This window comes from Cupriavidus sp. CuC1 (genome assembly GCF_044627735.1).
GTDB lineage: Bacteria > Pseudomonadota > Gammaproteobacteria > Burkholderiales > Burkholderiaceae > Cupriavidus > Cupriavidus ulmosensis.
This window is the reverse complement of the sequence record NZ_JBIUHC010000024.1, coordinates 75,315-86,203: the sequence shown is the minus strand read 5'-3', so window position 1 is coordinate 86,203 and position 10,889 is coordinate 75,315. Positions and strand designations below refer to the sequence as shown.

9 protein-coding genes and 1 pseudogene are annotated in these 10,889 nt (G+C 62.3%); 4 read left to right on the top strand and 6 right to left on the bottom strand.

Annotated elements, in window-relative coordinates:
- Positions 1 to 74 precede the first annotated feature (74 nt).
- The 4 genes and pseudogenes from ACGLHR_RS13325 to gcvA all read left to right on the top strand — a co-directional run.
- Positions 75 to 389 (top strand): annotated as a pseudogene (locus ACGLHR_RS13325) (sulfite exporter TauE/SafE family protein); the annotation flags it as partial.
- A 242-nt stretch (positions 390 to 631) separates the two neighbouring features.
- A complete protein-coding gene (locus ACGLHR_RS13320; RefSeq protein ID WP_400094369.1) occupies positions 632 to 982 on the top strand; it encodes a hypothetical protein in 351 nt (116 codons plus the stop codon).
- A gap of 433 nt (positions 983 to 1,415) precedes the next feature.
- Positions 1,416 to 4,604: an efflux RND transporter permease subunit gene (locus tag ACGLHR_RS13315; RefSeq protein WP_400094367.1), complete on the top strand. Its 3,189-nt coding sequence runs from the start codon at positions 1,416 to 1,418 to the stop codon at positions 4,602 to 4,604.
- A 402-nt stretch (positions 4,605 to 5,006) separates the two neighbouring features.
- Complete coding sequence (gene gcvA, locus ACGLHR_RS13310) at positions 5,007 to 5,909, top strand: transcriptional regulator GcvA (RefSeq protein ID WP_400094365.1); 903 nt, start codon at positions 5,007 to 5,009, stop codon at positions 5,907 to 5,909.
- A gap of 23 nt (positions 5,910 to 5,932) precedes the next feature.
- Here the strand turns inward: gcvA and ACGLHR_RS13305 are convergent, their stop codons facing one another.
- Genes ACGLHR_RS13305 through ACGLHR_RS13280 form a run of 6 tightly spaced genes read right to left on the bottom strand, consistent with a single transcriptional unit; the run spans position 5,933 to position 10,889 of the window.
- Complete coding sequence (locus ACGLHR_RS13305; RefSeq protein WP_400094364.1) at positions 5,933 to 6,613, bottom strand: nitroreductase; 681 nt, start codon at positions 6,611 to 6,613, stop codon at positions 5,933 to 5,935.
- On the bottom strand, positions 6,610 to 7,854 hold the full coding sequence (locus ACGLHR_RS13300; RefSeq protein WP_400094363.1) for a CaiB/BaiF CoA transferase family protein: 1,245 nt from the start codon (positions 7,852 to 7,854) through the stop codon (positions 6,610 to 6,612). Before ACGLHR_RS13300 ends, ACGLHR_RS13305 begins: the two co-directional genes overlap by 4 nt.
- A 2-nt stretch (positions 7,855 to 7,856) precedes the next feature.
- Positions 7,857 to 8,279, bottom strand: a complete 423-nt coding sequence (locus ACGLHR_RS13295) for a PaaI family thioesterase (RefSeq protein ID WP_318236517.1) — start codon at positions 8,277 to 8,279, stop codon at positions 7,857 to 7,859.
- Positions 8,276 to 9,283, bottom strand: coding sequence for a Bug family tripartite tricarboxylate transporter substrate binding protein (locus tag ACGLHR_RS13290; protein ID WP_400094361.1), 1,008 nt, complete (start codon positions 9,281 to 9,283; stop codon positions 8,276 to 8,278). The genes ACGLHR_RS13295 and ACGLHR_RS13290 overlap by 4 nt, the downstream gene beginning before the upstream one ends.
- A 26-nt stretch (positions 9,284 to 9,309) precedes the next feature.
- Positions 9,310 to 10,113, bottom strand: a complete 804-nt coding sequence (locus ACGLHR_RS13285) for an enoyl-CoA hydratase/isomerase family protein (RefSeq protein ID WP_400094360.1) — start codon at positions 10,111 to 10,113, stop codon at positions 9,310 to 9,312.
- Between the two features lie 11 nt (positions 10,114 to 10,124).
- On the bottom strand, positions 10,125 to 10,889 hold the full coding sequence (locus ACGLHR_RS13280) for an SDR family NAD(P)-dependent oxidoreductase (protein ID WP_400094358.1): 765 nt from the start codon (positions 10,887 to 10,889) through the stop codon (positions 10,125 to 10,127).

The window sequence follows — 10,889 nt, the reverse complement described above, 5'->3', positions numbered from 1 at the left end:
CATATCTCCAATCAACTTGTTCGAGATAAAACGCACCAGCATAGAATCGGTTGTCATGTTTTTTGTAAAACTCAATAGGCGTGGGCGGCGGCTTCATCATCGTGCCAATGCTGCGCAAGCTGACCAACGTGTCGATGCATGGCATCGTCGCCACGTCGCTGATGGTGATCGCCCTAGTCGGCAGCGGCGGTGTTGTCGTGACGGTCCTGCATGGCGCGCCGCTGCCGCTCCACCTGACGCTCTGGTTCAGCCTGGCGACGGCCGCCGGCATGGTGGCCGGGCGGCTGGTCTCGCACCGTCTCTCCGCGCTGCATGTACAGGTGGGTTTCGCGGTGGCGTTGATCTGCGTGGCGCTCGGGCTGATGGCGAAGGCCGCGCTAGGCGGGTGACTCGCAGCCGGCCGTTTACCAATGGCCAGAAACCGACGCAGGCTTGCGGCGACTCCCGTCAAGGGCCGCCACCTGACGGTCCTGCTTCAGGTCGTGCAGTTGCCGATACAGCATAGAGCCACCTGGTCCGGCTTCGTAGCAAAACGACAGCCGAGCCCCGTCTCGCTTGAGCTGTGTGTCAAGCCCAATCCACGTCGCTTGAGGTGCGGCAGGTCAATACATTCTTTCTAGGAGAAGATTCGTTGGCCGACGGGGCCGATGACAAGCGGTCGTTGGTCGCGATCATCGTCACACTGGGCGCTGCGAATCGCTATCTCAGCATCCCGTCGTTGCGCGCCTGGGCGACCGGCGCAACCAGCCTCGACAAGCCGTCGGGTCTATTGGCGACGATGCTCTCTGTCCTTACTCTCGAGTGGAGTCGGCAGGGGGCGCACCGCCCACTGAAGCGATTTGTGCGCAGGGCAATGTTGGAAGGAATCCTCATCATCGACGCAATCATCTGCGTAGCCGTGCTCGTCAGCCAGATGCCCGCCAGGCAAGTCAATCGCATGCCTGCCGGTCACCCCACGCATAGCAGCGGCGTGGCTCACTGAGTCTCAGGAGGATTGAGGATGCACGACAAGGAGCAGGCGCACCTGCTTCATCAACCGACCAAACCACGTGGCGACGCCGCGTTGCCTCTGCGCAAGAAAGTGGCGTGGCGTACAAAGTGCAGAGAAATCCCGGCGTAGGCTCACAATAACCAAGGGCGCGGGACATTTGATTTGAATTGACGGCGGATGCAAGCACCGAAGGTGTCGCAGTTCCATTGTTCCTCCATTGCGAACCCCATGCTTGGGGAGTATGCCCGTCTGCTTTTAAAGTCTTTTCCAATTTTTTCACGAGACCGTAGATTCTCCCTCGTGGCCGCGTATTGGGGGGCGTCGTGTCCGCGCCGGGATCTTAGTGCCGGCTCACCTCCCCATACCTCGCAAATCACTTCGCATCGCGTGAACCACCCTCCCCAGCCTGCCGTCAGAACCACCTATGAACTTCTCCCGGTTCTTCATCGACCGTCCCATCTTCGCCGGCGTGCTTTCCGCGCTGATCTTTCTAATCGGTGCGATCGCCATGTTCCGGCTTCCTGTGTCGGAATATCCAGAGGTGGTGCCGCCGGCGGTGGTTGTCAAGGCGCAGTTCCCAGGGGCCAATCCGAAGGTCATCGCCGAGACGGTGGCCACGCCGCTAGAAGAGCAGATCAACGGTGTCGAGGACATGCTCTACATGTCCTCGCAGTCGAATAGCGACGGCCAATTGACATTGACCGTCACGTTCAAACTGGGCACGGACCCAGACAAAGCACAACAGCTTGTCCAGAATCGAGTAGCACAGGCCGAGCCACGCCTGCCCGAAGATGTCCGCCGACTCGGTGTTACGACCGTCAAGAGCGCCCCGGACCTGACCATGGTTATCCATCTGGTGTCGCCAAACAACCGATACGACACGACATATCTACGCAATTACGCGCTAATCAATGTCAAGGACAGGCTTGCACGGATACCCGGCGTTGGCCAAGTGCTGCTGCTGGGCTCAGGCGACTATTCCATGCGCGTCTGGCTCGATCCGGCCAAGACCGCTGAGCGGGGACTCACGGCAAGCGACGTCGTCAAGGCCATTCGAGAACAGAACGTACAGGTAGCCGCCGGCGTGATCGGCGCATCGCCATCGCCCCCTGGCAACGATCTCCAGCTGTCTGTAAACGCGCAGGGGCGACTGAACACAGTCGAGGAGTTCGGTGCGATCGTGGTTCGGACTTCGGCTACGGGGGCAGTGACATCCTTACGAGATATCTCCAGGATTGAATTGGGTGCGTCCGAATACAACGTTCGGTCGTTGCTCGACAACAAGCCCGCAGTCGCATTGCTTATCTCGCAGGCGCCTGGATCGAACTCGATCAACATTTCGGACGCTGCACGCGAAATCATGAAGGATGCCAAGGCCGGTTTCCAGGACGATATCGATTACAAAATCGTCTACGATCCCACCGAGTTCGTCCGTCACAGCATCGATGCCGTTGTGCACACGCTATTCGAGGCGATCGCGCTCGTTGTCCTGGTCGTGATTCTGTTCCTTCAGACCTGGCGCGCGTCGATCATCCCGTTGCTGGCCGTGCCGGTGTCGATCGTCGGAACGTTCGGGTTGATGCATCTGTTCGGCTTCTCGATTAACGCGCTTTCCTTATTCGGTCTCGTGCTCGCGATCGGCATCGTGGTGGACGATGCAATCGTGGTGGTCGAGAACGTCGAACGCAACATCGCGGATGGCCTTGCGCCAAAACAGGCTACCTACAAGGCGATGAAAGAGGTCAGCGGTCCCATCATCGCAATCGCGCTAACCCTGATCGCTGTCTTCGTCCCGCTAGCGTTCATGACTGGGCTGACAGGCCAGTTCTACAAGCAGTTCGCACTGACCATCTCGATTTCAACGGTCATCTCGGCGGTCAACTCGCTAACGCTCTCGCCGGCGCTTTCCGCACTCCTGTTGCGCGGCCATGATGTCCCGAAGGACCGGTTGTCGCGCGGGATGGACCGCGTTCTGGGCGGCTTCTTCCGCCGCTTTAACCGATTCTTCGCACGCAGCTCCGATCGCTACGCACGTGGCGTCAAGGGAGTGGTCGCCCGCAAGACCAGCGCATTCGGTGTTTACGTGCTCATGCTCGGATTGACCTGGGCAATGTTTCAGCTCGTCCCCAAGGGCTTCGTAACCGCTCAGGACAAACAGCATCTTGTGGCCTTCACTCGCCTGCCGGCAGGCGCCACGTTGGACCGCACCGAGGACGTCATCCGGCGCATGTCCGCGATTGCGCTGAAGCATCCCGATGTCGAGGCTGCGGTGGCATTCCCCGGCCTCTCCATCAATGGGCTGACCAACAGCCCGAACTCGGGGGTCCTGTTCGTCACGCTAAAACCTTTCAGCGAGCGCAGCCGCGATGACCAGACCAGCTTCGCGATCGGACGAGAACTAACCCGGCGCTATGGCGAGGTCCGCGATGCGCTCATCGGCGTAGTGCCCCCTCCCCCGGTGAGACTCGGTACGATTGGGGGCTTCAAGATGATGATCGAGGACCGAGCCGCGCTCGGTTACGAGGCTCTGTTCAACGCCACGGCGGCGTTCACCGCTGCGGCGCGGACCCGGCCCGAGCTCGCAGGCCTCTTCAGTAACTACCAGGTCAATGTCCCTCAACTCGACGTTAGTCTCGATCGTGTCAAGGCGAAGCAGGTCGGTGTAGCGGTTACCGACGTATTCGATACTCTGCAGACTTATCTCGGCTCAGCCTACGTGAATGACTTCAACCAATTTGGTCGAACCTATAAGGTAAGGGTCCAGGCTGATGCCAGCTACCGCACTCGCGCCGAGGATATTCAGCAACTCAAGACACGCAGTCTCTCCGGCGAGATGGTGCCGCTATCTTCCCTTGTTCGCGTGCAACAAGGATTCGGTCCGGATAGTGTAGTCCGGTATAACGGTTTCACCGCTGCAGATATGAATGGTGGTTCGGCGCCGGGCTACTCGTCCGGGCAGGCGCGCGACGCCGCCGAAGAGGTCGCATTGGAAACATTGCCCAAGGGCATGAAGTTTGAATGGACCGAACTGACCTATCAGGACATTCTGGCCGGCAACACCGGGCTTTGGATATTTCCGCTATGTGTCCTTCTGGTCTTCCTGGTCCTAGCGGCACAATATGAAAGCCTGACGTTGCCATTGGCGGTCATCCTGATCGTGCCGATGAGCCTCCTGGCCGCGATGACGGGCGTGTGGCTCACGAAAGGCGACAACAACATCTTCACCCAGATTGGCTGCATCGTGTTGGTTGGGCTGTCGGCGAAGAACGCAATCCTGATCGTCGAGTTTGCCTGGGAACTGGAGCATGAGGGTCGCACCATCGTGGAGGCGGCAATCGAAGCCAGCCGACTGCGGCTGCGCCCGATACTAATGACGTCCTTCGCATTCGTGATGGGCGTTCTGCCACTGGTCACCTCGCACGGCGCAGGCGCAGAGATGCGCCGGGCGATGGGCGTAGCGGTGTTCGCTGGAATGATTGGAGTGACCGTCTTCGGATTGATACTGACGCCTGTCTTCTACGTGATCTTCCGGAAGCTGGCGACGCTCAGCTCCCGAGGTACGCAAGCCCAGCATCTTGCCTCCGGGCAAACCGGACCTGCGGGCACGCCATGATCCTTCTGCCAAGCTCGTCGTCGAAAGCACTCCTTGGCGCCGCCTCCAGCGGGCCTACGCCCATGATCCATAATGAGAAGGCGATGCCAGAGCGGGCTAACGGCTCCGTGCCGAATCACACATGCGGAGGCGGGTCTGACAGAAACTTCACGACCTGCCCCAACTCCCACCGACCGTGGGCCTACCCGTTACTCTGCCGCTGGTCGGCTACGGCATCGTCCTGTTAATGAACGATCGCCAACCTCGGCTTGGATGAGCGCTCGTCGACCCCCACTGGGACTTTCGGTAGGCAAAGGCCGGACTGCTTGCTCATCGGCGGAGCCCACTTGGCCCATGCCGTCGCTCCGATTTGATCGTTCCCTACGATTGAGGAAATCTCAACCGTGTGTCAAACTCGGGCGCATGGATCCACTTCCCCCTCTCAACGCGCTGCGCGCTTTCGAAGCGGCGGCCAGGCACCTCAGCATCACGGTTGCGGCGGACGAACTGCACGTCACGCCGGGTGCGGTCAGCCGGCAGATCCGCTCGCTCGAGGAAGGGCTGGGCGTTCAGCTGCTGCATCGCGGACACCGGCAGATTTCGCTCACGCGTGCTGGCGATGATTACTACCGGGCTGTGACCCGCTTAATGGACGGGCTCCGCGAGGCCACACTTCGCCTCACCAGGCGCGCCAAACGCAAGCAACTCAAGGTCCGCGCCTACACCACGTTCGCCATGCGCTGGCTGATTCCTCGGCTCTCCAGTTTCCATGCGGCGAATCCCGGGATCGAGGTCCTGCTCACCGCGTCGCTCGACCCGGTCGACTTTCGCAAGGAGGATATCGACGGGGCGATCCGGCTCGGCGATGGCAAGTGGAGCGGTGTGAACGCCCATCGCCTGGTGTCCAATGTGCTGGTCCCTGTCTGCAGTCCCGGCCTGATGTTGGTGCGCAACAAGGTGAAGAAGCCATCGGACCTGCGGCACCAGACCCTGCTGCATTCGATCGCGCGGCCCGACGACTGGCGCTACTGGCTTGAGGCGGCTGGTGTCGACGGCCAGGTCGATTCGCGCAGCGGGATGACCTACCAGAGCTCCGCCATGGCCTACGCCGCGGCAGCCGAGGGCCAGGGCTTCGCCATTGCACAGCACTTTCTGGTCGCTGCCGATCTTCAATCGGGCGTGCTGGTGGCGCCGTTCCGACAAACGGTCGACATGGGTGACTTCACGTACTACCTACTCACGCCAGCGGACCGCAAGGAGAGCGCCAGCATGGCGACCTTCCGCAAGTGGATACTAGAACAGTTTCCGGCCTCGGCGCCCACATGACATAGCCTTGGCTAGCACACTGCCTACAGACCCAGGAAGCGGGCAAACTCGCCTACCGGCTCGCGCTCGGTAGTCAAGCGATTGGCGGGTTCACCGGGATCGGGATGCCCGAGCGACATCCCGCACACGACCACTTCGCTTTCCGGGATATCCAGCCGCGCGCGGATCAGCCTGTGATAGCGGGCGAATGCCTGTTGCGGACAGGTCGCCAGGCCGTGACCGATTGAAGCCATCATGACGCCATACAGGAACATGCCAAGGTCAAGCCACGCGGCTTGCCCCTGGTCCCGTTCGATGGTGAAGAACAGGCCTACCGGCGCGCCGAAGAAGTCGTAGTTGCGTGCATACTGGCGCGCCATGCCTGTAGCATCGCCCTTGGCGATGCCGAGCAGGCCATACAGCGCCTTGCCCACCTTCCTGCGCCGCGCCAGGTACAGATCTCGCCACAGCGGGGGGTAGTAGACATACTCCTCTCGGTGATCATCACCGCCGGCGAGGTGCAAGGCGATGAGTTCAGCGCTAAGCCGGTTGCGCACATCGCCGCCGCAGGCGTACACCCGCCAGGGCTGCATATTTGAGGCGCTGGGGCTTCGTGCCGCATCGGCCAGGATGGCTTCGACGGTCTGCCTGGAAACCGACGTCCCAAGGAAGCCCCGCACGCTCCGCCTCGCGTGAAGGGCAGCAATCACGTCGGGGGAGTTCATGGCGCGACCGGCTGGAGCCGATGACCCGCGGGCGATGGGATCGCATCGCCGCAGTGGATGGCGCCCAGGTCGAGCAGGGCCGCGATGTCGTGACCGGTGTACCCCATGCCGAGCAGCACCTCGCGCGTGTCCTGCCCACAGGACGGCGCAGGCCGCGAGGGCTGCGAGTTTTCTTCCGCGCTATTGATTGGGAAGCCCGGCATGGGTATGGCCCCCAGCATCGCGTGATGGACCTGGCTGATCATGCGATTGGCGGCGACCTGCGGGTGCTGCATCACATCTTCATAGGTCGCAACACGCGCGCACAGGATGTCGGCATGCTTGAGTATCGGCAGCCACTCATCGGTCGAGCGCGTCTTGAAGGCGCCCGTCAATGCCTCGACCATCTGGGGCCGGTTGGCCACGCGCAGCGGAGATGTGGTGAAGCGGGGGTCATCGGCGAGGCGCGGCAGGCCGAGCCTTTCGCAAAGCCGTTGCCAGCGATCCGGCGTATAGGCGGCCACCATGATCCAGCCGTCGGCTGTCTCGAAGGCCTGGTTTGGCGCGGAGTAAGGTGCCGCGCTCCCTGCCCGCACAGGCAGTTCCCCGTCCGCGAAGTAGCTGGTGATCGACGATTGCTGCAACGCCAGTGCGGAGTTCAACAGGTTGACGTCGAGATGCCCGCCCTGCCCGTCGCGCGCCCGCTGCGCCAGCTTGGCCAGGACGCCGACGCAAGCCACATGACCCGTCATGACATCGACCACGGGTGCCTGGACCTTGCAAGGTTCGCCACCCGGCACCCCGATCAGGCTCATCAGCCCCGAGTCGGCCTGCACGATGCCGTCGACGCCGGCGCGGTCGGCATAGGGACCGGTTTGGCCGTAGGCGGATATGGAGCAGTAGATTAGCGACGGATGGTCCGCTGCAAGCTGCGCGTAGCCAAGGCCAAGCCGCTCCATCACACCCGGGCGCATGCTTTGCACCACGATATCGGCCTCTGACAGCAGACGCCTGGCGACCGCGACGCCTTCCGGCGCCTTGAGATTTAGTGACAAGCCGACCTTATTACGGTTGAAGCCGTGAAACAGCGCACTGTCCTCGCCGATCCATGCGGGCCCCAACCCTCGCCCCAGTTCCCCCGTGGGGGATTCCACTTTGAGGACGCGCGCACCCATGTCGGCCAAGAGCATGGTGCACGTCGGCCCCGCGCCAATCTGCGTGAAGTCGACAACAGTCAACCCATCCAAAGCATTGCGCAACATATCTATGCCTCCGAAGTTGGCAGGGATCGTTTGAACGTGCCCTGCGCCGTCGCCACCACCACGCCGGACTCGGTCAAAAGCGTCCCCGAGGAGAAATACACGCTCCGTCCCGCCTTCGTGACCGATGCGATCGCGCGAAGGCGGCCTGCGTTGACTTTGCTGATGTAGCTGATGGCGAGCATCAGGGTCACCGCGTTGCCAGGTCGACCGTCCGCCACGGCCTGGAGGCCGGCGTAGCCGCAGGCCGCATCGAGCAGCGTCGCGGTCACGCCGCCTTGCAGGCTGCCTTGCCGATTCAAATGCCTGGCTTCGACATCGAGTTCGAAAGTGCACCGACCGGCTTCAAGGGCGCCCAGACGGATGCCGAGGTATGCCAGCAGCGGGTTGTCCGCCTCGGCAAGGACAACGGCGGGCGTGCTGTTCATAGCGACACCTTGATGCCGTTATCCTTGATAATCCGTTCCCAGCGTGCCAGCTCCTTGCCGATAAATGCCTTGAGTTCGTCCGGCGTCGACCCCTTGGCTTCGAACCCTTGCTTGGCGAGTTGTTCAACCACGTCCGGGGACTTCAACGCCGCCACCAGGGCAGCATTCAACTTGTCGACGATCGCCCGCGGCGTCTTCGCCGGCGCTAGCAGGCTGTACCACAGGTCTGCTTCATAGCCCGTCAGGCCGGCTTCCACGAATGTCGGCAGATTGGGCATCAGCGCCGAGCGCTTTTTCCCGGCAATTCCCAGCGCCCGCAGCTTTCCGGCCTGGACGTACTGGTTCGCGGACGCAAAGGTGGCGAATGCGATCTGAACCTGTCCTCCCATCAGGTCGGTGATCGAAGGGCCCGTGCCGCGATAGGGCACATGGAGCAATTCGGTCTTGTTCAGCTTGGCAAACACCTCGCCCGCCAGATGTTGTGGCGTTCCAGTACCAGGGCTGCTGTAGCTCAGTTTTCCCGGATTCGCCCGGCTGTATTGGATGAACTCCTTTAGCGTCTTGAAGGGCTGATCATTGTTCGCCACCAGCATGATGGGCACCGATGCAACGAGGCCGACAGGTTCGAAGTCGCGCTCGATCCGGAACGGGACCTTCATGCCCAGGAAGGGATTCATGGTCACCTGGCTCGATGCGATGACAAGCGTGTAGCCGTCCGCGGGCGCGTGGGCGACAAAGTCGGCGCCCAGGTTGCCGCCCGCCCCGGGCTTGTTCTCGACGACGATTGTCTGTCCCAGGCGCTGACTCATTCCTGGCGCGATCAATCGCGCCAAGATGTCGTTGCCGCCGCCTGGCGCAAACGGGACGACCAGTGTGATCGGCTTCTGCGTGGGAAACGGCGGTTGCGCGCCGGCCGGTGCCGCAACGCCAAGGGCCATCGCCGCAAAAGCGCCGGCGAGGCCCGCTCGCGCGGTTCGGAATGTGAGTGCCATGAATGTCTCCATTTGATTCGCGTTTTGATACGTTGCTTTCAGCGGCCTGAGTAGTGCGGCGACCGCTTTTCAGCAAAGGCCTTGCGGCCCTCCAGGCGGTCTTCCGTGTCGCGCAGAACGCCCCAATAGAGTTCAGTCAGTTGCTGGGCATCCGCTTCGCCGAGATGGCTGGTTTGACGCGAGAGCTTCTTGATTGCCTGCACGGCCAGTGGCGCATTGGCTGCCACTTTTGCAGCGATCGACAGCGCGCGGTCGAGCAAGGCACTGCCATCGACCGCTTCCGTGACGAGGCCGATGCGCTGGGCGTCGCTGGCATTAATCCGCTCTCCGGTGAGTACCATCTGCATGGCGTAGGCCGACGGCACCGCCTTGAGCAGGCGATGCAAGCCCGACACTGCGGGAATCGATCCGACCGTCGCCTCTGGCAAGCCGAAGGTGGCGTTGCTGGATGCCAAGCGCAGATCGCACTGCAACGCGATTTCGAGGCCCGCACCCAGGCAATGACCGTTGACCGCTGCGATCAGGGGCTTCCAGATGCAAAGATCCATAAGATCCATCAGCCGGGTGTAGAGGCCCAGATCGGCTGCACGCTCCGGCACATGAAAAAGCGCTTCAGGATAGGTGGCCGGCGAGGTCTGCGTGCCCTTCAGGTCGGCACCGGCGCAAAACGCGCGCGACCCGGCGCCCGTGAGAATCGCCGCACGCAGGTCGTCGCGATCGCGGACTTCGGTGAGGTGGGCGCGCAGCTCGCGCAGGGAGGCGACGTCCAGGGCGTTCAGCGCCTGCGGCCGGTCGATGGTGATGACGGCGACAGGTCCGTCGATGTCAAGATGCACAGTCATGGCATTCCCCCTCACACGCTAGGGGACGACAGGCTGCGTCCCCCGCATACGTACAGCGTCTGGCCGGTGACATACGAGGACAGCGGATCGAGAAAGAACGCCACGGCATTGGCGATGTCTTCCGCTGTGCCGATGCGCTGCACCGGGACGGACTTCTGCAGCCTGGCCTGCACATCGGGCGCGAAGTTGCGGAACAGCGGCGTGTCGACGATACCGGGCGCAACCGTATTGACCGTGACGCCCGTGGCGGCGAACTCGATGGCCAGCGAACGCGTGAGGCTGACCACCCCACCCTTGGCCGCCGAGTAGTTGGCCTGCCCGAAGCCACCGAGCCAGGCCCGCGACGAGATATTCACTACCCGCCCGTAGCCGCGCTCGATCATGCCCGGGAGCGCCGCACGGCAGCACAGGAACTGGGAGCGCAGGTTGGTGTCGATGACCAGGTCCCAATCCTCGTCGCTCATCTTGAGGAAGCGCATGTCCCGCACGGCGCCGGCATTGTTCACCAGGTAGTCGATGCGGCCGGCGCGCGACACGATGTTGCCGAATGCCGCGTTGACGGCGGCCGAGTCGGTCAAGTCGGCCGTGGCCCCGATGGCATTGCAGCCCTCGCTTGCGAGTCCAGCAACGGCCTCGTCGAGTGCGGCGCCATCGCGGTCAAGCAGTGCCACCGTGAGTCCCTGGCGGGCCAGTTGCGTGGCAATGCCAAGCCCGATGCCGCGCGCCGCGCCCGTGACCACGGCAACATGACTGGGATCGAATCTCTGCGCGTTCAT

Excerpts from the sequence above, each read along its gene's own strand:
- ACGLHR_RS13315 (WP_400094367.1), top strand. The coding sequence starts at position 1,416 with ATGAACTTCTCCCGGTTCTTCATCGACCGTCCCATCTTCGCCGGCGTG.
- gcvA (WP_400094365.1), top strand. The coding sequence starts at position 5,007 with ATGGATCCACTTCCCCCTCTCAACGCGCTGCGCGCTTTCGAAGCGGCG.
- ACGLHR_RS13305 (WP_400094364.1), bottom strand. The coding sequence starts at position 6,613 with ATGAACTCCCCCGACGTGATTGCTGCCCTTCACGCGAGGCGGAGCGTG.
- ACGLHR_RS13300 (WP_400094363.1), bottom strand. The coding sequence starts at position 7,854 with ATGTTGCGCAATGCTTTGGATGGGTTGACTGTTGTCGACTTCACGCAG.
- ACGLHR_RS13295 (WP_318236517.1), bottom strand. The coding sequence starts at position 8,279 with ATGAACAGCACGCCCGCCGTTGTCCTTGCCGAGGCGGACAACCCGCTG.
- ACGLHR_RS13290 (WP_400094361.1), bottom strand. The coding sequence starts at position 9,283 with ATGGAGACATTCATGGCACTCACATTCCGAACCGCGCGAGCGGGCCTC.
- ACGLHR_RS13285 (WP_400094360.1), bottom strand. The coding sequence starts at position 10,113 with ATGACTGTGCATCTTGACATCGACGGACCTGTCGCCGTCATCACCATC.
- ACGLHR_RS13280 (WP_400094358.1), bottom strand. The coding sequence starts at position 10,889 with ATGAACGCGCAGAGATTCGATCCCAGTCATGTTGCCGTGGTCACGGGC.